The sequence below is a fragment of the Pseudomonas sp. LM13 genome, assembly GCF_041381355.1.
Lineage (GTDB): Bacteria > Pseudomonadota > Gammaproteobacteria > Pseudomonadales > Pseudomonadaceae > Stutzerimonas > Stutzerimonas frequens.
Genome location: NZ_JACBXH010000008.1, coordinates 22,604 through 46,466, shown reverse-complemented (window position 1 = coordinate 46,466; position 23,863 = coordinate 22,604). Strand labels below are relative to the sequence as shown.

Annotated in this window: 25 protein-coding genes, 1 tRNA gene, 1 pseudogene and 1 riboswitch; of the genes and pseudogenes, 7 read left to right on the top strand and 20 right to left on the bottom strand. The window is 64.9% G+C overall.

Annotated features, from left to right (window positions below):
* Window positions 1–166 precede the first annotated feature (166 nt).
* Window positions 167–1,330, top strand: coding sequence for a nitric oxide-sensing protein NosP (gene nosP, locus HZR81_RS08280; RefSeq protein ID WP_110777174.1), 1,164 nt, complete (start codon window positions 167–169; stop codon window positions 1,328–1,330).
* Entirely contained in the window at window positions 1,260–3,899 is a 2,640-nt protein-coding gene (gene nahK / locus HZR81_RS08275) for a hybrid sensor histidine kinase/response regulator NahK/ErcS' (protein ID WP_102841198.1), read from the top strand. Before nosP ends, nahK begins: the two co-directional genes overlap by 71 nt.
* Window positions 3,900–3,955: 56 nt before the next feature.
* On the opposite strand, the gene HZR81_RS08270 is transcribed toward nahK, so the two are convergent.
* The 6 genes from HZR81_RS08270 to tusD form a co-directional block, all read right to left on the bottom strand.
* Window positions 3,956–4,951 carry a glutathione S-transferase family protein gene (locus HZR81_RS08270; RefSeq protein ID WP_500127803.1) on the bottom strand — a complete coding sequence of 332 codons (996 nt, stop codon included), beginning with the start codon at window positions 4,949–4,951 and terminating at the stop codon, window positions 3,956–3,958.
* A gap of 84 nt (window positions 4,952–5,035) precedes the next feature.
* Window positions 5,036–6,019: a glycosyl transferase family protein gene (locus tag HZR81_RS08265; RefSeq protein WP_500127802.1), complete on the bottom strand. Its 984-nt coding sequence runs from the start codon at window positions 6,017–6,019 to the stop codon at window positions 5,036–5,038.
* Window positions 6,016–6,348, bottom strand: a complete 333-nt coding sequence (locus HZR81_RS08260; protein ID WP_053527036.1) for a TusE/DsrC/DsvC family sulfur relay protein — start codon at window positions 6,346–6,348, stop codon at window positions 6,016–6,018. Before HZR81_RS08260 ends, HZR81_RS08265 begins: the two co-directional genes overlap by 4 nt.
* Window positions 6,345–6,647, bottom strand: coding sequence for a sulfurtransferase complex subunit TusB (gene tusB / locus HZR81_RS08255; RefSeq protein WP_500127801.1), 303 nt, complete (start codon window positions 6,645–6,647; stop codon window positions 6,345–6,347). Before tusB ends, HZR81_RS08260 begins: the two co-directional genes overlap by 4 nt.
* On the bottom strand, window positions 6,647–7,006 hold the full coding sequence (tusC, locus tag HZR81_RS08250) for a sulfurtransferase complex subunit TusC (RefSeq protein ID WP_152481242.1): 360 nt from the start codon (window positions 7,004–7,006) through the stop codon (window positions 6,647–6,649). The genes tusB and tusC overlap by 1 nt, the downstream gene beginning before the upstream one ends.
* Window positions 7,006–7,398, bottom strand: a complete 393-nt coding sequence (gene tusD / locus HZR81_RS08245) for a sulfurtransferase complex subunit TusD (RefSeq protein WP_110778992.1) — start codon at window positions 7,396–7,398, stop codon at window positions 7,006–7,008. Before tusD ends, tusC begins: the two co-directional genes overlap by 1 nt.
* 222 nt (window positions 7,399–7,620) lie before the next feature.
* On the opposite strand from tusD, the gene HZR81_RS08240 reads away from it, so the two are divergent.
* Complete coding sequence (locus HZR81_RS08240) at window positions 7,621–8,889, top strand: MFS transporter (RefSeq protein WP_500127800.1); 1,269 nt, start codon at window positions 7,621–7,623, stop codon at window positions 8,887–8,889.
* Between the two features lie 100 nt (window positions 8,890–8,989).
* Here HZR81_RS08240 and HZR81_RS08235 read toward each other — a convergent pair whose 3' ends face one another.
* Window positions 8,990–9,658, bottom strand: coding sequence for a Bax inhibitor-1/YccA family protein (locus HZR81_RS08235; RefSeq protein WP_003284506.1), 669 nt, complete (start codon window positions 9,656–9,658; stop codon window positions 8,990–8,992).
* A gap of 128 nt (window positions 9,659–9,786) precedes the next feature.
* Between HZR81_RS08235 and HZR81_RS08230 the strand changes: the two genes are divergently transcribed.
* Together HZR81_RS08230 and HZR81_RS08225 are read left to right on the top strand one after the other, a co-directional pair.
* Window positions 9,787–9,876, top strand: a tRNA-Ser gene (locus HZR81_RS08230).
* A gap of 262 nt (window positions 9,877–10,138) precedes the next feature.
* Entirely contained in the window at window positions 10,139–10,411 is a 273-nt protein-coding gene (locus tag HZR81_RS08225) for a DUF1652 domain-containing protein (protein ID WP_063543164.1), read from the top strand.
* Here HZR81_RS08225 and HZR81_RS08220 read toward each other — a convergent pair whose 3' ends face one another.
* The 3 genes from HZR81_RS08220 to glnT form a co-directional block, all read right to left on the bottom strand.
* Window positions 10,412–11,041, bottom strand: coding sequence for a TetR family transcriptional regulator (locus HZR81_RS08220; protein ID WP_500127799.1), 630 nt, complete (start codon window positions 11,039–11,041; stop codon window positions 10,412–10,414). It lies immediately after the preceding gene.
* A 103-nt stretch (window positions 11,042–11,144) separates the two neighbouring features.
* Window positions 11,145–12,218: a putative urea ABC transporter substrate-binding protein gene (locus HZR81_RS08215; RefSeq protein WP_500127798.1), complete on the bottom strand. Its 1,074-nt coding sequence runs from the start codon at window positions 12,216–12,218 to the stop codon at window positions 11,145–11,147.
* Window positions 12,219–12,240: 22 nt separating this feature from the next.
* Window positions 12,241–13,605 (bottom strand): type III glutamate--ammonia ligase, encoded by a 1,365-nt coding sequence (gene glnT / locus HZR81_RS08210; RefSeq protein WP_500127797.1) that lies wholly within the window; start codon window positions 13,603–13,605, stop codon window positions 12,241–12,243.
* A gap of 142 nt (window positions 13,606–13,747) precedes the next feature.
* On the opposite strand from glnT, the pseudogene HZR81_RS08205 reads away from it, so the two are divergent.
* Window positions 13,748–14,769 (top strand): annotated as a pseudogene (locus HZR81_RS08205) (alpha/beta fold hydrolase).
* Between the two features lie 3 nt (window positions 14,770–14,772).
* Here the strand turns inward: HZR81_RS08205 and HZR81_RS08200 are convergent.
* The 10 genes from HZR81_RS08200 to HZR81_RS08155 are packed head-to-tail and all read right to left on the bottom strand — an operon-like array spanning window position 14,773 to window position 23,258.
* Complete coding sequence (locus HZR81_RS08200) at window positions 14,773–15,612, bottom strand: ABC transporter ATP-binding protein (RefSeq protein ID WP_500127796.1); 840 nt, start codon at window positions 15,610–15,612, stop codon at window positions 14,773–14,775.
* A 2-nt stretch (window positions 15,613–15,614) separates the two neighbouring features.
* Entirely contained in the window at window positions 15,615–16,493 is an 879-nt protein-coding gene (locus tag HZR81_RS08195; protein WP_084899234.1) for an ABC transporter permease, read from the bottom strand.
* A complete protein-coding gene (locus tag HZR81_RS08190; protein WP_500127795.1) occupies window positions 16,490–17,299 on the bottom strand; it encodes a hypothetical protein in 810 nt (269 codons plus the stop codon). Before HZR81_RS08190 ends, HZR81_RS08195 begins: the two co-directional genes overlap by 4 nt.
* Before the next feature lie 49 nt (window positions 17,300–17,348).
* A complete protein-coding gene (locus HZR81_RS08185) occupies window positions 17,349–18,008 on the bottom strand; it encodes a cysteine hydrolase family protein (protein WP_500127794.1) in 660 nt (219 codons plus the stop codon).
* Entirely contained in the window at window positions 18,005–18,766 is a 762-nt protein-coding gene (locus HZR81_RS08180) for a creatininase (protein WP_500127793.1), read from the bottom strand. The genes HZR81_RS08185 and HZR81_RS08180 overlap by 4 nt, the downstream gene beginning before the upstream one ends.
* Window positions 18,763–19,647, bottom strand: a complete 885-nt coding sequence (locus HZR81_RS08175) for a DMT family transporter (RefSeq protein ID WP_278378757.1) — start codon at window positions 19,645–19,647, stop codon at window positions 18,763–18,765. The genes HZR81_RS08180 and HZR81_RS08175 overlap by 4 nt, the downstream gene beginning before the upstream one ends.
* The gene (locus HZR81_RS08170; RefSeq protein WP_500127792.1) at window positions 19,644–20,399 is read right to left on the bottom strand and encodes an SDR family NAD(P)-dependent oxidoreductase; all 756 of its coding nucleotides are present in this window, start codon (window positions 20,397–20,399) and stop codon (window positions 19,644–19,646) included. Before HZR81_RS08170 ends, HZR81_RS08175 begins: the two co-directional genes overlap by 4 nt.
* Window positions 20,399–21,187, bottom strand: a complete 789-nt coding sequence (locus tag HZR81_RS08165; RefSeq protein WP_500127791.1) for an SDR family NAD(P)-dependent oxidoreductase — start codon at window positions 21,185–21,187, stop codon at window positions 20,399–20,401. The genes HZR81_RS08170 and HZR81_RS08165 overlap by 1 nt, the downstream gene beginning before the upstream one ends.
* 1 nt (window position 21,188) lies before the next feature.
* Window positions 21,189–22,211, bottom strand: a complete 1,023-nt coding sequence (locus HZR81_RS08160) for a fatty acid desaturase family protein (RefSeq protein WP_500127790.1) — start codon at window positions 22,209–22,211, stop codon at window positions 21,189–21,191.
* 45 nt (window positions 22,212–22,256) lie between these two features.
* Window positions 22,257–23,258 carry an ABC transporter substrate-binding protein gene (locus HZR81_RS08155; protein WP_500127789.1) on the bottom strand — a complete coding sequence of 334 codons (1,002 nt, stop codon included), beginning with the start codon at window positions 23,256–23,258 and terminating at the stop codon, window positions 22,257–22,259.
* Between the two features lie 48 nt (window positions 23,259–23,306).
* A riboswitch (guanidine-I (ykkC/yxkD leader) is annotated at window positions 23,307–23,409 on the bottom strand.
* On the opposite strand from HZR81_RS08155, the gene HZR81_RS08150 reads away from it, so the two are divergent.
* Window positions 23,405–23,806, top strand: coding sequence for a small membrane protein YohP (locus HZR81_RS08150; protein WP_500127788.1), 402 nt, complete (start codon window positions 23,405–23,407; stop codon window positions 23,804–23,806). (Overlaps the previous riboswitch by 5 nt.)
* The last annotated feature ends 57 nt before the right edge of the window (window positions 23,807–23,863 follow it).

Sequence of the window (23,863 nt, the reverse complement as noted above, 5' to 3'; positions counted from 1 at the left end):
GACAGGCTGAGACGAGCACTGTCGACAGCGGAACTGTTGCTAGCCCGCGTTGTTTCGTCGCGATGCTACCTAGGCAGGCCTTTACCGGTACTCAAGTAGCATTTTCGGGCCATATGCCCTGGCCAAGAATGGGGTCATCCGATTCAGGTGGTGCGGGGTATCGTGCGTGACCGAACAACAAGGCGAAGTTATCCGCACCGCGATGTCCGAGGCTCGGCTGCCCGAGACGGTGGCCCAGGACCTGGCGCGCCAGCTGATGCATCCGCATCTGGGCTTCGTGCTGTTCTTCTGTTCGGCAGAATACGATCTTCCGGCGCTGGGCGATGCACTGCGCCAGTACTTCGGCGGTGTGCGTCTGGTCGGTTGCACCTCGGCGGGCGAGATCACCTCCCAAGGATACGGCCGCAGCTGCGTGACGGCGGTCGGCTTCGACCATCGGAGCTTTTCCATCGCCTGCGAGCTGATAGACGAGATGGATCGCTTCAGCCTGATCGAGGCGCAGCAGCTGGTGGAGCGTCTGGGCAGTGACTGTCGCAGCAACTCGCTGGCGCCGATCAAGGATCACAGCTTCGCGCTGACGCTGCTCGACGGACTGTCAAGCCGCGAGGAGGTGGTGCTGTCCGCGCTCAGCGCGGCCTTCGGCAGCATTCCGCATTTCGGCGGTTCGGCCGGCGACGACAATCATCTGAGCGACACCTACGTCTATTACGACGGCCGCTTCTACAGCGGTGCGGCCATCGTGGTGCTGATCAACACCTGGCTGGATTTCGAGGTGTTCACCACTCACCACATCCTGCCGCTCGAAGACAAGCTGGTGGTGACCCGCGCCGACAGTACCAGTCGACGGGTCTACGAGCTGAACGCCGAGCCGGCCGCCGAGGAATACGCACGGCTGATCGGCGTGCCGGTCAGCGATCTCGATCATCGGCTGTTCGCCGCCCATCCGCTGGCGGTGCGAATCAATGAGCACTACTACGTGCGTTCGATTCAGAAGGTCAACGAGGACATGAGCCTGACCTTCTATTGCGCCGTGGAGAACGGCATCGTGCTGACCGCCATGGAGCCGGGGCCGCTGATGCCGAACCTGGAAGCGTTATTTGAGCGACTGGAACAGCGCCTCGGCCCACCGCTGCTCACGATCGGCTGTGATTGCTTCCTTCGCCGCCTGGAAATCGAGGCCAACGATACCAGCGAACAGACCTCGGCTTTTCTCCGACGCCAGCAGGTGATCGGCTTCAACACCTACGGAGAGCAGTTCAATGGCATGCATATCAACCAGACCTTCACCGGCGTCGCCATTGGCCGACCGGGAGGCCGGGCAGGTCGCTGAGCTGCTGGCGCGCCAGGCCGAACTCGAGCGCGAAAACCTCAAGCTCAAGCGCATCAACGCCGCGCTGATCGAACGCGTCGAATCCAGCGGTGCCGGCCGCGATGCCTCCTACGCCGCCTTCCAACACTCCGTGGAACTGGCCGAGCAAGTGCGCGAGCGCACCGATGCGCTGAATCAGGCGATGGCCGAGCTCAAGGGCAGCAACCAGCTGCTCAGCGATGCACGGTTGCGCGCGGAAACGGCGCACCAGCACCTGGTCGATGCCATCGAGAGCATTTCCGATGCGTTCGTGTTGTTCGACCGCGACCAGCGCATCGTCCTGTTCAACCGCCGCTTCAAGTCGCTATGGACGCGCACGCGCGCGCGCATCAACGCCGGTACGCGGCTGGCAGAGGTGCGGCGGCTGGCGGAAAGCACCGGGCTGATCGTCGAGGAGCATCGCGGCAAGGGCGATGAGCCCACGGTGTACCGCCTGAACAACGGGCGCTGGGTGCAGGTCAGCGAGCGCCCGACCCGCGAAGGCGGCCTGGTGATTCTCTACACCGACATCACCGAGGTGAAGGTCAGCGAAACCATGCGCCGCGAGCAGGCGCTGGCGCAGAAGTCGCGGCTGCTGCAGCGTGCGGTGGACAACCTGTCCCAGGGCGTGGCGATGGTCAGCGCCGAGGGTGCACTGGAGCTGTGGAACCGGCGCTTCCTCGAACTCTGCGGGCTGGCGCCGATCGAGGCACATCGGCCGTTCGAGGAGGTCATGGCCGACAGCGAGCTGACCCTGCTCACACCCAACAGCCGTGACGCCCGCGGCCGGCCGATTCGCGAGCTGGAACAGCGCCTGTTCGACGGCCGCGTGCTGGAAATTCGTACCCACGCGCTGCCCACTGGCGGCTTCGTCAATACCTTCACCGACATCACCGAGCGTTACCGCCATGCCGAGGCGCTGCGCGAGAGCGAGCGTTGGATTCGCCTGATCACCGACCATGTGCCGGCGTTGATCGCCTATGTGTCGGCCGATCTCACCTATGAATTCACCAACAAGGTCTATGAGGAATGGTATCGCTGGCCCAGCGACGGCATGCTCGGCCAGTCGCTGCGCGAGGTGCACAGCGGTGAGCATTGGCGGCAACTGGAGCCGTACATCGACCGGGCATTGTCGGGCGAAAGCGTCAGCTTCGAGATGGCCGAGCGCAACCATGCCGGCCAGCAGCGCTACATGCTGCGCTCCTACGTGCCGAACCGGCAGGCCAATGGCGAGGTGGCCGGCATCTTCGTGCTGATTCAGGACATCACCGACCGCCGGCGCACCGCCGAGGCGTTGCACCAGGCCTATCAGAATCTCGAACAGCGGGTGCGTGAGCGCACTGCCGAGCTGACCAGCCTCAACGACCAGCTGCTGCGCGAGATCGACGAGCGCAGCCATGTCGAGGCGCGGCTGCGCGAAGCCAAGCGCGAGGCGGAAGTGGCCAACCTGTCCAAGACCAAGTTCCTTGCCGCGGTCAGTCATGACCTGCTGCAGCCGCTCAATGCCGCGCGGCTGTTCACCAGCGCCTTGCTGGAACAGCCGGGCACGTCCAGCGGCGGGCTAATCCGCAACATCAGCAATTCACTGGAGGACGTGGAAAACCTGCTCGGCACGCTAGTGGATATTTCCAAGCTGGATGCCGGCGTGATCAAACCGGATATCGCCCCGTTCGCTGTCAGTGAGCTGCTGGAAAACCTGGCCATGGAGTTTCGCCAGATCGCCGGGGCCGAGCAGCTGCAGCTGGACTTCATTCCCTGTTCGGCGCTGGTGCGCAGCGATATCCAGTTGTTGGCGCGCATCCTGCGCAATCTGCTGACCAACGCGATTCGCTACACGCCCAACGGACGCGTGCTACTGGGCTGTCGCCGGCACCGGCAGAGCCTGTCCATCGAGGTCTGGGATACCGGCGTCGGCATCGCCTCGGACAAGCTCGAGGAAATCTTTCAGGAGTTCAAGCGCGGGGAGGGCGTGCGACCGAATCAGGATCGCGGCCTCGGTCTGGGTCTGGCCATCGTCGACAAGATCGCGCGCATGCTCGGCCATCGCATCCGGGTCAGTTCGCATCCGGGGCGAGGCTCGTGCTTCGCCATCGACGTACCGCTGGCCAAACGCGCGCCCAAGGCGAGGCCGGAGCCGAGCACTACGGAGCTGGTGCTGCAGCGGCTGCAGGGCGCCCGGGTGTGGGTGCTGGATAACGACACGGCGATCTGTGCGGGTATGCGCACGCTGCTGGAAGGCTGGGGCTGCAAGGTGATCACGGCGCTGTCCGAGGAAGACCTGGCGCGGCAGGTTGACAACTTCCACGCCGAGGCCGATCTGATGATCGCCGATTACCACCTGGACAACGGCCACACCGGCATTGACGTGGTGGCTACCGTCAATGCGCGGCGCGCCAGCCCGCTCCCGGCCTTGATGATTACCGCCAACTACAGCAACGAGCTCAAGCAGCAGGTCCGCGAGCTCGGCCATATGCTGATGCACAAGCCGGTGCGGCCGATGAAACTGAAGACCGCCATGTGCCATATGCTCGAGCACGGTACGGCAAGCTAGGGACAGGGATGATCAGCGCAGTGTTGCGCGCCTGATCCGCGGCAAAGGACTTGGCTTTAGCGCGACCATATCCCGCGTCCCGGTAGCCGCTCGCGATCGTGTGGACGATCCAGGCCGAGCAGTGGCCCTTGCGGGACGATCCCGTTGGCGTTGATCTGCCGGTGGCTGGCGTAGTAGTGGTTCTTGATGTGGGTGAAATCCACGGTCTCGGCAATCCCCGGCCACTGGTACAGCTCGCGTAGCCAGTTCGACAGGTTCGGATAATCCTCGATACGGCGCAGATTGCACTTGAAATGGCCGTGATACACCGCATCGAAGCGGATGATGGTGGTGAACAGGCGCCAGTCGGCTTCGGTCAGGTACTCCCCGGTCAGGTAGCGCTGCTTGCCCAGGCGTCGTTCCAGCCAGTGGAGCTCGCGGAACAGGTCGTCGAAGGCTTCCTCGTAGGCGTCCTGAGTCGTGGCGAAACCTGCGCGGTAGACCCCGTTGTTGATCGCCGGATAGATCCGCGCATTCAGTGCGTCGATTTCGCCATGCAGCGCCTCCGGGTAGAAATCCAGCGTAGAGCCGGTCAGCTCGTCGAACGCGTCATTGAAGATGCGGATGATCTCGGCCGACTCGTTGTTGACGATGCACTGGCGCTCGCGATCCCACAGAACGGGAACGGTGACCCGGCCCGAGTACTTCGGATCGTCACGGCTGTAGCGCTGATGCAGGTAGTCGAGGTCGTCCAATGCGTCGCCGCTGGAGCCGGTGGACTTGTCGAAGGTCCAGCCGTGCTCGGCCATCAGCCAGCTGACCACCGAGACATCGATCAGCGGCTCGAGGCCCTTGAGCTTGCGGTAGATCAGCGTGCGGTGCGCCCATGGACAGGCGAGTGAAACATAGAGATGGTAGCGACCTGCCTCGGCCTTGAAGCCACCCTGGCCGTCGGGCCCGGGCGCGCCGTCGGGGGTGACCCAGTGCCGGCGCTTGGCCTGTTCGCGTTCGAATTTGCCGTCGCGGCTTGCGTACCAGCGGTCGTGCCACTGGCCATCGATCAGTAGTCCCATGGTGCCCTCCTGTTACGGAATAGGAGGCCAGTCTAGGAAGCATCGTTCGATCGATGTGACCGAATGGCGGGTTAATCCTATCGCTTAAATCGATGAATGGCGGCTGTGCCAGTAATCACGCGCTTGCTCGAAAGCTGCGTCCCGTGTCGCGCCAAGGCCTCGCAGAGCCAGGGCCATGGTGGCGATCACGGCGAGTTCGCCATAGGCATCTTCTTCGCGTCCTTCCCACACGGCCAGTAGCTGCCGAGGGTCCAGCTGGTCCGGTTTCACATGGCGGCGCTCCGACAATGCCGGCCATTCTTCGTCCCAGGGCAGCCCGCCAGTGGTGCCGTAAAGATGGGAGATATTGTCCGGATTCATCTCGACCTCACCGCCTTCGCCCTTGATGACGATGGCGTGGTCGCCGAGCAATGTGCTGGCCTGGCGATGGGTATCCTGATAGCCGGGATGGAAGATGCTCTGCAGCCCGCAACGCGCACCCAGCGGGTTGAGCAGGCGCGCCAGCGAGTGGATTGGCGAGCGCAGGCCGAGCAGGTTGCGCATGTCGATCATGCGTTGCAGCACGGGCATCCAGGCACCCAGCGGAATGAACGCGAGATTGCTTTGGTCCAGTGCAGCGCTGACCTGATGCCAGTTCTCGCAGCCACGGATGCCCAGCAGCTCAAGCTGCTGTTCGCTGTAGATGCGCCCGGCGGTGTGGGCGCCACCGCCGTGCATGAGGATGCGCACGCCGTTGGCTGCCAGGCACTTGGCTGCCAAGAGATACCAGGGCAGGTGGCGCTTCTTGCCGGCGTAGCTTGGCCAGTCGAGGTCGACGGCCATCGTCGGTGCCTGCACCCGTTCGCGTACCGCTTCGGTGAAGCCGGCCAGCTCGTCGGCGCTTTCCTCCTTGTGCCGCAGCAACATGAGGAAAGCACCGAGCTGGGCCTCCTCGACCTTGCCGTCGAGCAGCATGCCCATGGCTTCGCGGGCTTCTTCACGCGTCAGGTCGCGGGCGCCACGCTTGCCTTTGCCAAGGATGCGCACATATACGGCGAATGGGTGTTCGGCTGGAGTTTCGAGGTTCATAGGCAATTGCTCGGTTTCGGCAGCCCCGCCAGCTTGGCGGCCAGTTTGGCGGGCGTGCCCTTGAACAGGCGGTTGAGGTGCATGCTGTTGCCCTTTTCGGGCCCCAGCTTGAGCGCGGTGTACTTGATCAATGGGCGCGTAGCCGGCGACAGCTGGAATTCGGCGTAGAACTCGCGCAGCAGCCGAAGCACTTCGCGGTGTTCGTCTTCCAGCTCCAGCTCTTCCCGGGCCGCCAGGGCCTCGGCCACGGCTTCGTTCCAGTCGCTCAGATCGACCAGAAAACCGTCCTTGTCCAGCGCGATTTCGCGCCCTTCGACGATCAGGCTCATAACCAGCTGTTGACCCGCGGATAGCGACAGGTCAGTTCGACGAAGCCGGGATAGTCCAGCAGCTGGACGCGCGGCGGCAGGGCGGCGATAGAGCGTGCCTGAACGTCCTCTTCCAGGGCGAACAGCGCGACCTGCTCGGGCAGCTGCTCCAGCGCTTGGCACGGTTGGCTGCCAGGCTGTAGCGCATAGGTGGCGTCACCGGTCAACAGCAGGGCGTCGGCGTCGCCCAGCAGCGGCAGGCAACTGGCGAAGCGGCTGTCGCTGAACGGCGAATGAGAAAGCAGGTGGAAAGTAGCCATCAGATCGTGATCACATGGTCGTAGCGGTTGATCAGGGTGCGCAGGCCGGCATCGTCGAGGATCTCGACCGGCAGTGCCAGCGCCGATTCGGCGAGGTTGCGCTCGCTGAGACTGCGTCGTGCGGCGAACAGGGCATCGATGCCGAACAGTGGCAGTGCCTGCAGATTCGCAGTCAGATCCTTCTGCTCGACGGATGCCGCCTGCTGCGCGGCGGCGAGCTGGAATACGCCGTCGTCGAGGAACAGCATTCCCAGCGGCAGCTCGAAGGCGCCGCCCGCCAGCACGATGTCCAGCGCCTCGCGGGCGGATGGGCCGGACCAGGGCGCCTGGCGGCTGATAATGAGCAGGGAACGCGCCATCAATGACCTCCGAAGCAGACGAGTCGATCGGCTTGCTGCGCCGCTTCATGCAGTTGGCCCAGGCCGGACAGCTCCCAGCCGGCTGCAAGGTTGGCCGCGGGTCGCTGATAACGCTGCGCTTCGCCGGCATCGAGCACGCCGCGCCGCAAACCCGCGGCGATGCAGACCACGCCGTCCAGCTGGTTAGCGCTGACGAAACGACTCCATTCGGCCGCCACGTCCAGCTCATCCTGGGCCGCGACGATGTTCGCCGAGGCGCTGTGCACGCCGTCCTGATAGAAGAACAGGCGGCTGATCTCGTGGCCGCCAGACAGCGCGGCTTCGGCGAAGCGCAGCGCGCGACGCGCGGCCGGCGAGTGGGGCGGGGCGAACAGGGCGATTACGAATTTCATCGGGGCACCATTGCGAAACAGCCGACATGATACGCCAGCCAAGCGGATGAAGAATCCGTCGGCGCCCATTCCGGCGCTCGTCGGGGGAAAAGGCACGCCAGATTGCCGAGCAACGTTGTTGGTCCGAGAGCGGCCGGCCGGGCCAGCATTGCTCGGGTCTTCGCTACTCCGGTAGATTGGCCGGCTTTCTGCCCGTACCGGGCCTGGCTGTCTGGATATCCCATGTCTGTAGCCGACACTTCCGCTTTGCCTGATTCCGTCTACCGCCAGCCAGGCTTTCTGCCGTTTCTGATCAGTCGCGTGCTGGCCATGTTCGCCGTGCAGATCCTCGCCGTCGTGGTGGCCTGGCAGGTGTACGACATGAGTCGCGATCCGCTGTCGCTGGCCTATGTCGGCCTGGCGCAGTTCGTCCCGATGTTCCTGCTGCTGATGCCTGCCGGCGACCTGATCGACCGCTACGATCGCAAGCGCATCCTCGCCCTGAGCTGGGCGCTCGAGGCAATCTGCGCGGCGGCTCTGCTGTGGCTCTCGCTGAGCGGCGGGGCGGTGCCGAGCTTCTATATCGTGCTGGTGTTCTACGGTTGCGCCCGCGCCTTCACCGCGCCGGCGTTGTCCAGCCTGTTGCCGCAGATCGTGCCGCGTGAGCGCCTGGCGGCGGCTATCGCGGCCAACAGCATGATCGTGCGCGGCTCGACCATCGCCGGGCCGGTGTTCGGCGGTGGCCTTTACGCACTCGGCGGTGGCGGGCTGACCTATGCGGCCTGCCTCCTGTTCTTCCTCGCGGCAATCGTGCTGTTGCAACGCGTACCGGTGCGCTACGGCGAGGCCATGCGGGCGCTGGAGACCACGGCATGGCAGCGCTTCACCGCCGGCATTCGCTTCATCCGCTCGCGGCCGATCATCCTCGGCACCATCTCGCTGGATCTGTTCGCCGTGCTGCTCGGCGGTGTGGTCGCGCTTTTGCCGATCTACGCCCAGGAGGTACTGGAAGTCGGCCCGACTGGCCTCGGTACGCTGCGCAGCGCCATGGCGCTGGGTGAAGTGGTGGTGGGCTTCTACCTGAGCACACGGCCGTTCAACCGCCATGTCGGCATGACCATGTTCATTGCCGTGGCGGTGTTCGGTCTCGCCAACATGGTCTTCGCGCTGTCCAGCCTGTTCTGGCTGTCGTTCGCCGCGCTGTTCGTCGCCGGAGGTGCGGACATGGTGAGCATGTACATCCGCTCGTCGCTGATCCAGTTCTCCACGCCTGACGCCATGCGTGGACGCGTCAATGCCGTGAACATGCTGTTCATCGGTTCGTCCAACGAGCTCGGTGAGTTCCGCGCCGGCACCAGTGCCGCCTGGTTCGGTGCGGTACCGGCGGCGCTGCTGGGCAGTTTCTGCACGTTGGCGGTGACCTGCGGCTGGATGCTCGGCTTCAGGAGTCTGCGCCAGGTGAACCGCTTCGAGGATGCCGCGCCAGAGGCTCAGACCTCGCGCGCCGGCTGAGGCGCGACGTCTTGACCGCCCAAACGAAAACACCCTGCGAAAGCGCGGGCCTTCGCAGGGTGTCGGATTGCTCGCCGAGGCGGGCAGGTTCAGCTCTGAATCAGTCGTCGCCGCCGAAGATACCCAGCAGCTGCAGGAGGCTGATGAACAGGTTGTACAGCGAAACGAACAGGCCGATGGTGGCCATGATGTAGTTGCGCTCGCCACCATGGATGATCGCGCTGGTCTGGAACAGGATGCAGGCCGAGGAGAACAGGACGAAACCTGCGCTGATCGCCAGCTGCAGCCCGGTGATCTGGAAGAAGAAGCCCGCCAGCATCGCACCGATCAACACGAAGAAACCGGCGGTGATGAAGCCGCTGAGGAAGCTCATGTCCTTGCGGGTGATCAGCACGTAGGCCGACAGTCCGAAGAACACCAGTGCGGTCATCGACAGCGCCGAGCTGATCAACTCGCCACCGTTGGCCAATCCCAGGTACATGTTGAGGATCGGGCCGAGCGTATAGCCCATGAAACCGGTCAGGGCGAAGGTGGAAACCAGGCCCCATGCCGAGTTGCGCAGCTTGGCGGTGAGGAAGAACAGGCCATAAAAGCCGATCAGTACCACGAAGATGTTCGGGTAGGCCGCGTTGGCCTGCATGGCCAGGTAAGCCACCAGGCCGCTGAACGCGAGGGTCATGGCCAGTAGCCCGTAGGTGTTGCGCAGGACCTTGCTGACCTCACGCTGTTCGACCTGCGTGTGGCTAAGCGCGTATTCGTGTTCGTGCATGGCGACACTCCTTGGATGAATTCAAGCCTGAGACGATTTGTCCCGGATCATAACAGAGGCAAGTTGGATGCCTAGCATCAGTGTTTGACAGTGTATTTCTATCCGGTACTATTGCGCCCGCTTTATCCGGAAGTGTGGCCGAGTGGTTGAAGGCAGCGGTCTTGAAAACCGCCGAAGGGGAGACCCTTCCCAGAGTTCGAATCTCTGCGCTTCCGCCATCTGAAAACCTGAAGGCCCCGTATTCCGGGGCCTTCAGCGTTTCTGGGGTGCCGAAAAGAGCATGTTTTTGGTCCCAGTTTGGTCCCGTCAGCACCTGACTTTTCCCGACCCCCCTGAGTCGAGCCCGACGTTCCGTTTGGTGCCTATCCCACCGCGTGCCCGTGATATCTCCATCCGGCTTGTGGCACTGTTGGCAATCGGGCCGCCTGCGAGGCGGCCGCTGCTGCTAGAATCCGCGCCCCGACAAAAGGAGTTGTCGCCATGAAACGATTCAGACAGCCGGAGGCCTTTGCTCTGGTCCAGCAACACTACGAACCGCTGGTGTTCAACGCACGGATGGACTCGCCAACCACGGTGCGCGTGATGCTGCTCGATGAGGCCACTGGCGAATCCCTGTTGCTGACGGGACTGCCGTGCCGCATCTCGCTGTCACGCGCTGAAATCGCCGGTCTGATCGCCGCCATCGACGCCGATGCTGCCGCGCTCCGCCCCGGGTTGCTGAACAGACTCAAGCGTTCGCAACGACTCGGCTGATCACAGCGTTCCGCTTGTTCTCTCTGCCGTCTCCAACCCTGGCGCCATCGAGTTTAACAGGCGCCTGGTGAGAAACGGTGCCTGTTCCCTCAGCGAAAAGAGTTTGGGCGACAGCAGCCAGGTATGGGTGATGCCCATCAGGCTCGAATAGAGCAGCAAGGCCAGTGATCGCGCCGAGCCTTCATCCGCGTGCGCCTTGGCAATCAGGTCTTCCAGCAGCTGCACCATGGCACGGGTGAGCTTGCGTTCGCGTTTCAGGGTGCTCGCCATCTGCGCGGTGAGTTCGGTCTTGTTCAGCAGGATCTCGAAGGACTGCCGATACCAGCGCTCGTCCAGCAGCAGGCGAAACCATTCACCGACGAAGTGCTCCAGTGCAGCCTGCGGGTCACCGGCCAGCTGACGACTCTGCTCGATCAGCTGCTCCAGCGGCTCCTGGGAATAGGCCAGTACCGCTTCGTACAGCTCGTCCTTGCTCTTAAAGTGCCAGTAGATCGGGCCACGGCTGAAGCCGGCGGCCTCGGCGATCATCGCCAGGGTGGTGTTCGAGTAACCGTTGCGGCTGAACAGTTCCAGCGCTGCGGCGATGATCTTCAGGCGGGTCTGTTCGGCGTCTTCTTTGGTCCGGCGCATGTTGGGCCTCAGATGATGCGCGGTGGCTCAGCCAGAACGCACTGTGCGACAGCGCGCCGTGGCTGATGAAACGGGCGCCTGGCGCCCGTCACGGGTTGAGGATTCAGAGTTTTCCGTCCGCGGCCATTTGCATGTAGGTGGTATCGAAACGCAGTTTGACGTTGGCGTCCGAGCCCATCAACTTGCCGCCAGGCATGGCGATGCCGATGAAGTCTACCGAGTCCGCACCGTCGCCCAGCAGACCGTGGTCGAAGGAGAACCTGCGCACGCTGTCCATGGCCTGATACGCCTCGTCGCTGTTGATGAACGCGAGCGAGTCGGCCGGCTTCCAGAACATCTTCATGCCCTTGAGCTGGCTTTCGTAACCGGCCTGATCGGTTCCGGACGCCTGGCCCAGCGAAGCACGCGCCTTGGCGCCTTCCTCGGTGTCGCTTTCCAGAATCGCCATCACCTCATACCAGGCGCCAACCACGGCTTTGCCGAAATCAGGGTTGTCGGCCAGGGTTTCGCTGTTGACGATGGTCAGGTCCTTGATGTGGCCGGGGATCTGGCTGGAGTCGAAGGTGCGGTGCGCACCGGGCGTCGCGGCGACTTCGTCGAGCAGCGGATTCCATGTCACGACATTGCGCACCTCGTCCGTACTGAATGCCGCGACCAGGTCGGCGTCAGAGGTGTTGACCACCTGCACGTCGCGCTCGCTCATGCCGACGCTATCGAGCGCCTGGGCCAGCAGGTAATGCGAAACAGACAGCTCGACCAGATGAATCTGCTGACCCTTGAGGCTCTTTAGGTCGGCGCTGTCCTTCATCACCATCCCGTCGTTGCCGTTGGAATAGTCACCGACGATCAGTGCGGTGGTATCGATGCCGCCGGCTGCCGGAATCGACAGCGCATCCATGCTGGTGGCGACCACCCCGTCGAACTGGCCGGCGCTGTACTGGTTGATCGACTCGACGTAGTCGTTGACCTGGGTGATGTTCACTTCGATCCCGTACTTGTCGGCCCACTTCTTCATGATTCCCGACTCATCCGCATACTTCCATGGCATCCAGCCGGCGTAGATGGTCCAGGCAATATCGAAGCTTTTCTTTTCCTCGGCCTGCGCGGCAAAAGGCGAAAGGGCTGCAAAGATCACGGCGCCGGCACAGAGTGCCCGCTTGAACGTATTGGCTTGCATGGTGAATCTCCTTTTCATCGAGTCAGAAGAATTTCAGGTAGCGCTGGATTTCCCAGTCGGAAACATGGGTGTGGTAGGCATTCCATTCGTCGCGCTTGTAGTCGACGAAGGCCTGGTACATGGCGTCGCCGAAGACCTGGCGCGACAGCGGGTCGGACTCGAAGGCGTCGATGGCTTCGGACAGCGTGCGCGGCAGGGTTTCGATGCCCATGTCCGCGACATCCTTTTCGCTGTAGTCGTACATGTTCTCGCGGTGCGGCTGGCCCGGTTCGAGCTTGTCGCGGATGCCTTCCAGGCCGGCGGCGAGGATCATTGCGGCGCCGAGGTAAGGGTTGCAGCCGATATCCGCGGCGCGGCATTCGACCCGCGCGCCCTGGGACGGGATGCGCAGCATGTTGGTGCGGTTGTTGTTGCCGTAGCAGACGAACACCGGCGCCCAGGTCGAGCCGGACATGGCGCCCTTGCGGATCAGCCGCTTGTAGCTGTTGACCGTAGGCGCGATGACCGCGCAGATGGCCTTGGCGTGTTTCAGCACCCCGGCGATGAAGTGATAGGCCAGCGGGGTCACGCCGCAGCCGTAAGGGTCTTCGCCATCGACTTCGAACAGGTTCTTGCCGGTCTCGATGTCGGCGAGCGACATGTTGTAGTGCGCGCCGCTGCCGGTGCGGTTGGCCGAGGGCTTGGGCATGAAGGTGGCGAAGGCGCCGTGCTTGCGGGCGATCTCGTTGGCCATCATGCGGAAGAACACGAAGCGGTCGGCCATGCCGAGGGCGTCGGTGTACTTGAAATCGGTTTCGAACTGGCCGTTGGCGTCCTCGTGGTCGAAGGAGTAGACGCCCCAGCCCATCTCGTTCATCGCCTGCACCAGTTCGTCGACGATGGGCAGGTTGTCCATCAGCAGGCGCGGGTCGTAGCAGGGCTTGGCCATGTCGTCGCGCTCGGAAATGGGCGCGAAGCCGCCATCCGGGGTGTCCTTGAACAGGAAGAACTCGGTCTCGATGCCCAGGTTGAAGGTGTAGCCCAGCGCTGCAGCGGCTTCGGTCTGGCGCTTGAGGATGCCGCGCGAGCAGGCGTTGAAGGGCTTGCCGTCCAGGTAGAGGTCGCTGGCGAACCAGGCGAGATCGCGGTTCCAGCTGCACTGGGTGGCGGTCGCCGGGTCTGGCATCGCGGCCACCTCGTTGTCGCTGATCTCCTGCGGGACGCCGTCCAGCGCCGCACCGGTGTAGAGCTCGGAGCCGCGGAGCATCTGGCCGAGATGGGCGATGGGGACGAACTTGCCCTTGATCACGCCGTGGATGTCGACGTAGCTGGCCATCGCGTACTTCACACCCTTGTCCTGCAACTGCTGCTTCAACTCCTCGACGGAGGAGAGGGGAAAGCTGGTCATCGGCTTGCGCTCCTTGGAGTCATGAATGGCGGCCGGGGCCGCTGGCACGATTCCTTCATCCAATATACATGCCAGCGTGTATAGAAACGGGCTACGGCTGGTGCCACTGCTTGCCCATTTCGCCGATGTGGGAGTCATGCAAATGCTTGAAATAAAAAGGGAAAAAAGCTTCACGCGCTGGGCGAAATGCGCCTGGAAAGTGGTGAGCGATTGCGCAATGCACGCATCTGCTATCAGGTGATCGGCACGCCGAACCGCGTGCGGGACAACCTGGTGCTGATTCCGAGTTACTACGGCGGCACACATTGGGGCAGCCTGCCCTTGCTTGGTGCAGATGGGCCGCTGGCAGATGGCGATTATTGCGTGGTGCTGACCAACCTGTTCGGCGCTGGATGGTCGACGTCGCCGAGCAATGCGGCGCCGGGGCAGGAGGGCGCGGGCTTTCCGCAGGTGAGCCTGCTGGACAATGTGCACGCACAGAAGGCATTGCTCGATCGGCTGTTCGGCGATGACTGGCAGCTCGCCCTGGTCAGCGGCTGGTCCATGGGCGGCATGCAGACGTTGTTCTGGGCAATGGCCTATCCAGAGCGGATGCGCGCCATCCTGCCGTTCTGCTGCACGGCGCGCTGCTGGCCACACAATCGGGTGTTTCTCGAAGGGGTGAAGGCGGCGCTGTGCGCCGACGCCGCCTGGCTGGAAGGGCGCTACAGCGTGCCGCCGGAACGCGGTCTGCGGGCTTTCGGCCGTGCCTATGCCGGCTGGGCCTATTCGCAGGCGTTCTATCGTCATGAGCTGTGGCGCGAGCTGGGTTTCGAGAGCCTTGAGGCGCTGCTCGACTACTGGGAACAGGATCATCTGGAGCAGGACGCCAACGACCTGCTCTGCGTGCTGCATACCTGGCAATCGGCCGACCCGGCCCGCAGTTTCGCTGCGGGCTCGCTGGCCGAAGCGCTGGGTCGCATCCGTGCGCGGTCCATCGTGATGCCCGGCAGCAGCGATCTGTATTTCACCGTCGAGGATGCCCGCCACGAGGCCGCGCTGATTCCGGGTGCCGAGCTACGGGTGCTCGAATCGGACTGGGGCCATTGTGCCGGTGGGCCGGGCCGCAGCGCGGCGGCCATGCGCCAGGTGTTCGCGGCAATGGCCGAACTGCTTGGCCGCTAGCCTTCAGCCGGCCACGGCGCTGAGTTTGGCCAGTTGCTCGAGGTCGGTCTGCATGCCGGAGGTTTCGCGGATCCGGGCGAGGATCTCGCGCTTGAGCTCGGTGAATTCCGGCGCGAGCTTCATATCCTGATGCCGCTGGGCCGGCAGCGGCACCTCGTAGATCGAGTCGATGCGCCCGGGGCGGGGCGCCATCAGCACGATGCGGCTGCCCAGATAGATGGCTTCTTCGACATCGTGGGTGACGAACAGGATGGTGCTCTTCTCCAGCCGGTGCACGTGACGGATCAGGTCGTGCATGACTTCGCGGGTTTGCGCATCCAGCGCGCCGAAGGGCTCGTCCATCAGCAGTGTCGCGGGTTTGGGCAGCAGGGCGCGGGCAATGGCAACGCGTTGCTGCATGCCGCCGGAGAGCTGGCTGGGGTAGGCATCGGCGAAGCGCGTCAGACCCATCAGGTGGAGCAGGGCATCGGCGCGGCCGGCGGCGGACTCCACGTCTCCATCGTGGCGCACGGTATCGCCGATCACCTTGAGCTGGCGGCAGAACTTGATGTTCTGCATCACCGTCAGCCAGGGGTAGAGGCTGTAGTGCTGGAAGACCATGGCGCGGTCGACGCCGGGGCCGTCGATGGGCCTGCCGTCGAGGAGGATCTCGCCGCGACTCAGCGTCTCCAGGCCGGCGATGACGCGCAGCAGGGTGGACTTGCCGCAGCCCGAGGCGCCGACGAAGGTGACGAACTCGTTGGGCTGGATGTCGAGGTCGATCGACTGCAGCGCCTGCACCTCACGGCGCTCGCTGACGAAGGTCTTGCCGACCTGGCGTACACGAATCTTGGCATCGGACATGGTCATTTCCTCATCCAGGGAAAGGCGCGGCGGTGCAACCAGCGGAAGACCTGATCGGTGATCAGGCCGATGAGACCGATCAGCAGGATGCCGGCGAAGATCTTGTCGGTGTGCATGTAGCGCTGCGCCTTGAGGATGGCGTAGCCGAGGCCGGAGTTGGCCGCGACCAGTTCGGCCACCACCAGGTAGGTCCAGGCCCAGCCACAGGTGATGCGCAGGGTGTCGAGCAGCGCCGGCTTGGCCGACGGCAGGATCACCAGCTTGACGATCTCGCTGCGGTTGGCGCCCATGGTCTGCGCCGCCTCGATCTGCGCCATGGGTACGCGGCGCACATCCTCGGCGACCATCAGCACCATCTGGAAAAAGGTGCCGATGAAGATGATCAGCACCTTGGAGCCTTCGTCGATGCCGACCCAGAGCATCACCAGCGGAATGAAGGCCACGGCCGGCATATAGCGGATGAAGTCGGTAAGCGGTTCGAGAAAGGCCTGCACCGGCCGGTACGTGCCGATGTACAGCCCCAGCGGCAGGGCGATCAGTGCCGAGGCGCCGAAACCCGCCATGACCCGCCAGACGCTGATGCCGATGTCTCCCAGCAGCCCCTCGCTGGTCCACCAGCGGCCGATGCGCTCGAGCACCGCGCCGGGGCTGGGCATGAACATCGGGTCGGCCAGACCGAGGGCGGTCCACAGCCACCAGACGACGAAGGGCAGGCTCAGCCCGGCGCCGGTGAGCAGCCAGGCGCTGCGCCGCGAGAGTTCGCCGCGAATGCGCCAGAAACTGCCTTTGCGCACCACCGGTTCGGCTCGTGCGACGGGTGCTGTGGTGTGTCGTTGTTGAGCGGCGGGGGCAGCGGAGGGAATGCTGATCTGTGCGGTCATGCGGGGACCTCCTCTGTAGCGGTAGGCACATCCAGTTCGACGCGTTGCCAGCCGCCGGCCGCCGGATAACGGCCCAGCGCGGCGAGGTCCGCGGCGGGCAGACTGGCGGGGTCGGCGAAGTTCCAGTAGCTCGACAGCAGAGCGTCGCCGACGCGGCCGGGCAGCGTCGAATGGGTGATCTGCCAGGGTGTGGCGCCGTTGCGGTGGCGGCCGAAGGACAGCTCGCAGGCCAGCAGCTGCGGCCGCAACGCGGGGCCGACGGCGGCCAGCTGTTCACGCAGATGCCCCGAGCTGGCCGGCAGCAGAATCGGCCGCTCGGCGGCGAACAGGAAGTAGTCGCCCGCTACCAGCAGGCAGGCCTGGCGGGCTGGCTGCTCCGCCGCGCGCAGCCAGATCCCCCAGTTGCGCCCCTGCGATTCCGGCAGGCGCTGCCAGATTTCGTGGTAGCTGCCGTCCAGCCCGTCTTCCAGCAGCCGCTCCGGGGTCTCGAAGCGCATCAGGCCGATATCCGCAGGCCCGCCCGGCGGCTGGAAGTCGATCAGGCGATGCCACTGGCAGATATCGCCGTTGACCTCGGTGATGCCGGCAAAGCCGGCCTGTTCGCTCAGCGCCAGCTGCTGGGTATGGCTGCAGGTTTCAAGCGAAGCTGCCGGTGCCACGGGTTGACCCCCCGGCAGACGCAGGTCGGCGTGCAGGTTGGCGGTCTGCAGCCAGTAGACCTCACTGGTTTCGTCGCGCAGGCCGGCCGTGGTGGTCAGCAGGCGGCGGCGCCAGACACCGAGATAGGCATCGGGAACGGTTTTCATGGGTAATGCTCCGCAAATGGCGTGCTTCGGGCGCGATCAGGCTGGAGGGTCATGGCGATCCCTCCAGCTGGCTCAGCAGCCGATGGCTGTCGATCACGCTGCCGAACAGGCCGCCTTCCACCTCGATCATCGCCAGCGCAGCTGCATGCAGTTGCGGGGCGGACGAGGCGCAGGCATCGCTGACGGTCAGGCAGTCGAAGCCAAGGTCGATGGCCTGGCGCAGCGTCGAGGCCACGCAGACCTCGGTGGTCACGCCGGTCAGGATCAGCCGCTCGATACCGCGGCGGCGCAGGATCAGTTCGAGATCGGTATGGGCGAAGGCGCTGTAGCCCGGCTTGTCGATCACCGGCTCGCCGGCGCGCGGTTGCAGCTCGTCGATCAGGTCATGGCCGAATTCGCCGCGGACCAGCAGGCGGCCGAGGGGACCAGGGCTGCCGATGGGAGCGCCGGTGGCCTGGGCGCGGCGGCGTTTGGGCTCGGGCAGGTCGGAAAGATCCGGTCGATGGCCTTCACGGGTGTGCACCACCAGCATGCCCACGTCGCGCGCGCGATCCAGCAGCGCCTGGATCGCCGGGATCGGCGCGCGCAGGCGGCTGACGTCCATGCCGGCCTGGTCGGCGTATCCGCCCAGCGCGCAGAAGTCGCGCTGCATGTCGATCACCAGCAGCGCCGTGTGCTCGAGGAGCAGCGGATGCGTCGTCAGGCTCACAGCGCAAACTCCTTGCACACCGCGGCGGCGATGCCTTCGACGATGTCGTGGGCCAGCCGCTGGCCTTTCGCCGCGCTGGAGCCTCTGGCCGAGGACAGCACCCCGGAGGGCGGCACCCATTCGGTACGGGTGGGGTACATGTCGTAGGGCGGAAAGTCGGCCGGGGCGTCGTCGGGAATCTTCTCCAGCGCGACCAGTTGCGGATTGAAATGCAGCATCAGCGAGGTCTCGATCACCGCGGCATGCTCCAGCGCGAAACCGGGAAAGCCTTCCGGGAAGATGTCGGTCAGGGTCTGCTCGTGGCAGAAATCCCAGTGCTCCAGGCGCATCACCTCCAGCCCGGCGTCCGGCCCGAGGTCGCGCAGCGCCAGCTGGATGCCCTCGGCGACGAACCACTGGTTCTCGTAATGGCCGAGCACCAGCACCAGGCGGCGCACACCGTGGCGATGGAACTCACGCACGGCGTCGCGCACCAGGGCGCTCAAGGTCGCGCCATCCAGGCTGGTGGTGCCGCAGAAGTGCTGACCGCCGCCGCATTTCGGTTGCGATTTGTAGCCGTATGACAGCGCCGGTGCCACCAGCCCGCCGACTCGTGCCGCCACGTCGGCGCTGATGGCACTGGCCAGCAGCGCGTCGGTGCCCAGCGGCAGGTGCGGGCCATGCTGCTCGGTGGCGCCGCAGGGCAGAAAGACCACGGCGCCTTCGCGCACGCGGCGTTCGTAGTCGACCCAGCTCAGTTGATCCATGTGCACGGTCATGCGCAGGTGCTCCTTGTCGCGATTGAAAGGGGACGTTCCGGCCAGCCCGCGATCAGCGCGGCGGTGGTGATCAGGGCGGCGCCGAGCCATTCGTTCGGGCCGATGGCGTGGGCGCCGAACCAGGCGGACGACAGCACCGCGGCGATCAACTCGAACACCACCAGCACCGCGGCGCGGCCGGCTTCCAGATGAGTCAGGCCGTACTGCACGGCGGCCATGCTGACCAGCCAGCCGAGGGCGAGCAGAGCGATCTGCCAGCTCAGGGTCAGATCCAGGGGCGGAAGTGGCTGGCGCAGCAGCAGGCAGAACAGCCCACCGAGCAGCGCGCTGCCGACGAAACTGACCAGCGCCTTGCTCGCCAGCGGCACCCGGTCGGCGGCGCGAGTGGCGAGGTTGTTGAGGCTGAAGGCGAGGCCGGCGGAAAGCGCCAGCCAGTCGTTCGCGCCGGGCGCGGCCAGCGCTTCGCTCGTGACGCCGAGGGTCAGGCCGATGCCGAGCATCGCCAGCCCGAGGGCGAACAGCCGTGTGCCGCTGAGGCGTTCGCCCAGCAGCAGCCAGCCGCCGACCATCGCCCACACTGGCGCCAGGTAGAACAGCAGCATCACCCGCACCACGTTGCCCTCCGCCAGGGCGGTAACCAGGGCGGCGGTGGCCCAGCCACCGCACAGGCCCATGGTGAGCACCTGGCGATACTGGCTCGCCCACTGGTGGCGCTGCTGCCAGAGCACCGGCAGCGCCAGTAGGCTGAGCAGCGAATAGGTCAGCAGCACCAGCGGCATGCCGGCCAGGCCGCGGGCCGCGAAGAACTGCAGCGGCAGCCAGCCCAGCCCCCACATGATGGCGCCGCCGATCAGCATGCCCTGTGGCATCAGGCTGTTCATGCGCCCATCCAGGAGCCGCCGTTGGGCCCGAGCAGCTGTCCGGTGAAATAGCTCGCCTGCGGCGAAAGCAGGAAGACGATGGCCGCCGCGACTTCCTCCGGCGTGCCCAGGCGCGCCATGGGGATCGCCAGCTCCTTGGCCATCCACTCGTCGCTCATGTGCTCCGGGCTGACCATCGCCGTGGCGATGGGGCCGGGTGCGACGCCATTGATGCGGATGCCGTCTGCAGCGAACTCGCGGGCCAGTGAGCGGGTCAGGCCGATCACCCCGGCCTTGGCCGTGCAGTAGGCGACGTACTGTTCGCGGCCGAGAAATCCGAGGTCCGAGGCGACATTGACGATGGCGCCGCTGCGTCGCGGCTGCATCTGTGCCAGTGCATGGCGGCAGCAGCGGTAGACGCCGGCGAGATCGACGCCCAGCACCCTTGCCCAGTCGGCCTCGCTGGTTTCGAAAAAGGGCTTTTCCAGGATCACCCCGGCGTTGTTGACCAGCAGATCCAGCGATCCCTGCGCCTCGATGGTCTCGAACATTGCCGCGACCGCAGCCGGATCGCTGACATCGGCCTCGATGGCCCAGGCGCAGCCGCCGCTGGCGATGATCTGCTCGGCCACTCGTTCCGCCAAATCGTGTTGATCGCGATGGTTGATCCAGACCCGCGCGCCTTCGGCGGCCAGCGCGAGTGCGGTGGCACGGCCGATGCCGGTCGCTGCGCCGGTGACCAGAGCGGTCTGCCCGGTAAAGATGGCAGCCATCAGTGCATCACCTCGCCGTGGCTGACCGACAGCGCCTGACCGGTCAGGGCGGCGGCCAGCGGTGAGCCGAGGAACAGGAAGGTGCCGCCCAGATCGGCCGGTGTCAGCAGCTCCGGAATGGCCTGGTTGGCGAGTATCGCCGCGAGCTCGGCGCTGTCGCTGCGGCCGTTGGCGTCCGCCATCACCTGCAGCGAGCGCATGGCCGCATCGGTGCCGATCCAGCCGGGGCACACCGCGTTCACCCGGATGCGCCGCGGGCCCAGCTCCCAGGCCAGAGAACGGGTCAGGCCGACCACCGCGTGCTTGCTGGCGACATAGGCGGAAAAGCCCGGCACGCCTTTCAGACCCCAGATGGAGGCCTGGTTGATCACGCTGGCGCCGGCGCGCAGGCGTGGCAGCAATGCGCGGGTAAGGCGCTGCATGGAACCGACGTTGTTCTCCAGCAGGGCCGACCAGCGCTGATCGGCCTCGAAGCTGCACTCGCCCAGCGGCGTGGCGTACTCGGCACCGGCGTTGTTGATCAGCACATCGGCGTTGAGGCCGCGGCAGGCGAGGTCATCGGCGTACTGCTGCACCGCCTGGCGATCGCTCAGGTCCAGTGCAGTGCAGTGCAGCGGCGTCTCGCCGGCGAGTTCGTCGGCGAGCCGGGCGAGGGCGTCGGCGTCACGGTCCAGCAGCTCCAGGGTCGCGCCGGCAGCGGCGAAGCTCTGCGCCAGGCCCTGGCCGATGCCCCCGGCGGCGCCGGTGATGATTACGCAACGGCCTCGGTAATCCAATGCCTTGTGCATGTCACACCGCCGTCAGGAACGAGACGCCCACGGCGCCGTAGAAGTTGTCGGCCTTGTTCGGCCCTTCGCTGACCACCCCGTAGTCATCGTCCAGCACGCGGCGTACGCGGTAGCGGTGGAAGCTGCCGAGCAGCTTGCGCATCGGGATGACCTGGTTGTAGGTGCTGCCGTACAGCTCGGCGTGCAGCTTGGGCAGGCGATACCAGGGCGCCACCGGCTTCTCGTGGTGGGCGTTGTGGAAGGAAAAGTTGAGCAGCAGCAGGTTCAGCGCCGGCCAGCGCTCGGAAACCACGTTGCTGTAGGTGTTCTGCTGCTCGTAGCTGCGGTCGCGGCGCTTGTCCTCCGGCAGCTTGCCACCGTCCTCCAGCACGGCGAAGGCCTCGTAGGTGTGCTGATAGGCATCGGCGAAACGCAGCACGCTGAGCATGATCATCCAGGCCACGGCGTAGAGCAGCACGGCCTTCGGCGATAGCACCGCGAGCCCGGCAAAGAGCAGTGCGCGAATGGCCAGCACCGCGGCGACCTTGCCGCGCCGGGCGCGGTGCTTGTCGTTGTCGGTGATGAAGGGAAGGGCGATCACATAGAAATGCATGATCAGCTCCACCGCCGGCACATAGGCCCATTCCAGCGCCAGCACCAGCTTCTGGAACCACAGCGGGCGTGCCTTGAGGAAGGCCTTGCTGTCGAAGGTGATCACGTCGGCGCGGTCGACGTGGTGGCGCATGTGCTTCTTGCGCAGGTCCTGGAACTCGGCGTAGCAGCTGCCGCACAGCCAGCTGCAGACATTGCCGGCCCATTCGTTGTGCTTGGGCACGCTGAAGATGGCGCCGTGGGCGAATTCGTGGATCAGGTAGGCGGCGATGATCATGCCGTGGGCCAGCAGCAGCGTGCCCAGCGCGTTCAGCCAGCCGTTACCGGCGAACAGCAGAGCCAGGCCGCCGCCGTAGGCGAGCGCGGTATAGAGGATCGCCAGCGTGTTGGGCAGGCGGCCATCGGCGTAACGGTACAGAGGTTTGGCAGTCATGGTTTTTCTCCAGCACAGGCGGGCGACGGCCCGCCCGGCGTCGGCTTACTGGGCGAGCGCTTCGGTGAATCGGGCGTCGTAGGTCTGGCTGAAATCCGGGATGGTCGGGATCTGCCCGTTGTCCTTGAGCAGCTTGGCGATGATCGCGCCGCTGCCATGGAAGGAATGGGTGTCGTCGCTTGGGGTGAAGCTCTTGCCCATCTCCGCAAGGGGGATGTTGTAGGCGCCGGCCATCTGCTCGACGGCTTCTTCGGCGCTGACGCCGAGTACCTCACCGATGATCTCAGCCGACTCCTTGGGGTGCGCCTGCATGTAGGCCAGGCCGTCGAGATAGCCCTGGATCATTGCCTTGATGGCGGCAGGCTTCTTGGCGATCACCGCCTCGTCGAAGACCAGCACGTCGGTGATCAGTCCCGGTGCGTCCTTGGACGAATAGACCACCTTGAATTTGTCGCCGCCGCCCATGGAGAGGATCTGCGAGACGTTGGGCTCGTAGGTCACGCCGACCGGCAGGTTGCCCGAGGCCATGGCGCCGGGGATGCCTTCCGGAGTCATGTTGACGGCGTCGATGTCCTTGTCGCTCATGCCGTTCTGCTGCAGCGCGTAGGTCAGGAGGAAGTCGGAGGGCGACAGCGGGTTGAAGCCGACCTTCTTGCCCTTGAAGTCAGCGACCGACTGGATCGAGGCGTCGGCGACGATGGCGTCACCGCCGTTGGAGAAGTCGATGGGCATCACCACCCGGTGCTTCAAGCCCTTGGCGACCGAGGCCACCACCTGATCGTAGGTGAGCATGCCGCCGTCCAGCGCGCGGCTGAGCATGGCGGTGGGGATCAGTGCCGGGTCGTTGAAGAACTGCAGCTCAACGTCCAGACCATGGGGCTTGTACAGGTCAAGCTTGTCGGCGACGTAGAAAGGGCCATAGCCGGCCCAGACCACGGTGCCGATCTTCAGCTTCTCGGCGGCCTGGCTGGCCAGCGGTGAAAACAACGTCGCGACGGCCAGGCCGGCGGCGAGGAGGGTCTTGTTCAGCGAGCGCAGTGTGGACATGGCGTGATTTCCCTACACATTGGAATGACAGGCACGGGATGACATCGCGTCTCCCGGGCTTTTATCCCTCCGTGTAGTCCCGTCCCTGGGACCGGAGAACTCTCGGACCAGCGCCCACTCCCTGTGAGCCGGAACCCTAGTTCTCCTTGAAGTTGCTCCTGATTGTGCCAAGCGTCATGAGTGCCGGAGGCGACTCATCCCGTGCAATGTGGATAGAGCAGATTGCGTGCCAGATAACGGGAAATGGTCGCCAGGCCACGCCTGGCGCTGCTTTGCCCGAGCTTTGCGCTTCCAAGCGAGGCAAGCCGCGTGCGCGAATGCAGGTCAGCGCAGAGCCTTCGCGCGCTGCAATGGTGCCGCGCAGACGGGTGGCGACGCGCAGTACCGGACGGAAAATCCTGAACGATGGGGATAAGGCTCAGTCGGAACAAGTGAACCCACGCAAAAACGGGAGCACCGCAATGCTGAAATTTCTCGGAAGCACCGTCGGCATCATCTTTCTCATCGGCCTGATCGTCGTCTTCGGCCTGTTCGCGCTGATCTTCTGACCACTCCTCGAGCCCTGAGCCGCGGCCGTCCTTCGGCCGACTCGGGGTTGCGTATCC

Excerpts from the sequence above, each read along its gene's own strand:
- HZR81_RS08190 (WP_500127795.1), bottom strand. The coding sequence starts at position 17,299 with ATGAAAACCGTTCCCGATGCCTATCTCGGTGTCTGGCGCCGCCGCCTG.
- HZR81_RS08220 (WP_500127799.1), bottom strand. The coding sequence starts at position 11,041 with ATGCGCCGGACCAAAGAAGACGCCGAACAGACCCGCCTGAAGATCATC.
- tusD (WP_110778992.1), bottom strand. The coding sequence starts at position 7,398 with ATGAAATTCGTAATCGCCCTGTTCGCCCCGCCCCACTCGCCGGCCGCG.
- HZR81_RS08195 (WP_084899234.1), bottom strand. The coding sequence starts at position 16,493 with ATGACCGCACAGATCAGCATTCCCTCCGCTGCCCCCGCCGCTCAACAA.
- HZR81_RS08165 (WP_500127791.1), bottom strand. The coding sequence starts at position 21,187 with ATGCACAAGGCATTGGATTACCGAGGCCGTTGCGTAATCATCACCGGC.
- HZR81_RS08260 (WP_053527036.1), bottom strand. The coding sequence starts at position 6,348 with ATGAGCCTGATCGTCGAAGGGCGCGAAATCGCGCTGGACAAGGACGGT.
- HZR81_RS08180 (WP_500127793.1), bottom strand. The coding sequence starts at position 18,766 with ATGACCGTGCACATGGATCAACTGAGCTGGGTCGACTACGAACGCCGC.
- HZR81_RS08200 (WP_500127796.1), bottom strand. The coding sequence starts at position 15,612 with ATGTCCGATGCCAAGATTCGTGTACGCCAGGTCGGCAAGACCTTCGTC.
- glnT (WP_500127797.1), bottom strand. The coding sequence starts at position 13,605 with ATGACCAGCTTTCCCCTCTCCTCCGTCGAGGAGTTGAAGCAGCAGTTG.
- tusC (WP_152481242.1), bottom strand. The coding sequence starts at position 7,006 with ATGGCGCGTTCCCTGCTCATTATCAGCCGCCAGGCGCCCTGGTCCGGC.
- HZR81_RS08270 (WP_500127803.1), bottom strand. The coding sequence starts at position 4,951 with ATGGGACTACTGATCGATGGCCAGTGGCACGACCGCTGGTACGCAAGC.
- HZR81_RS08225 (WP_063543164.1), top strand. The coding sequence starts at position 10,139 with ATGAAACGATTCAGACAGCCGGAGGCCTTTGCTCTGGTCCAGCAACAC.
- HZR81_RS08265 (WP_500127802.1), bottom strand. The coding sequence starts at position 6,019 with ATGAACCTCGAAACTCCAGCCGAACACCCATTCGCCGTATATGTGCGC.
- HZR81_RS08235 (WP_003284506.1), bottom strand. The coding sequence starts at position 9,658 with ATGCACGAACACGAATACGCGCTTAGCCACACGCAGGTCGAACAGCGT.
- tusB (WP_500127801.1), bottom strand. The coding sequence starts at position 6,647 with ATGGCTACTTTCCACCTGCTTTCTCATTCGCCGTTCAGCGACAGCCGC.
- HZR81_RS08170 (WP_500127792.1), bottom strand. The coding sequence starts at position 20,399 with ATGGCTGCCATCTTTACCGGGCAGACCGCTCTGGTCACCGGCGCAGCG.
- nahK (WP_102841198.1), top strand. The coding sequence starts at position 1,260 with ATGGCATGCATATCAACCAGACCTTCACCGGCGTCGCCATTGGCCGAC.
- HZR81_RS08240 (WP_500127800.1), top strand. The coding sequence starts at position 7,621 with ATGTCTGTAGCCGACACTTCCGCTTTGCCTGATTCCGTCTACCGCCAG.
- HZR81_RS08215 (WP_500127798.1), bottom strand. The coding sequence starts at position 12,218 with ATGCAAGCCAATACGTTCAAGCGGGCACTCTGTGCCGGCGCCGTGATC.
- HZR81_RS08160 (WP_500127790.1), bottom strand. The coding sequence starts at position 22,211 with ATGACTGCCAAACCTCTGTACCGTTACGCCGATGGCCGCCTGCCCAAC.
- HZR81_RS08175 (WP_278378757.1), bottom strand. The coding sequence starts at position 19,647 with ATGAACAGCCTGATGCCACAGGGCATGCTGATCGGCGGCGCCATCATG.
- HZR81_RS08155 (WP_500127789.1), bottom strand. The coding sequence starts at position 23,258 with ATGTCCACACTGCGCTCGCTGAACAAGACCCTCCTCGCCGCCGGCCTG.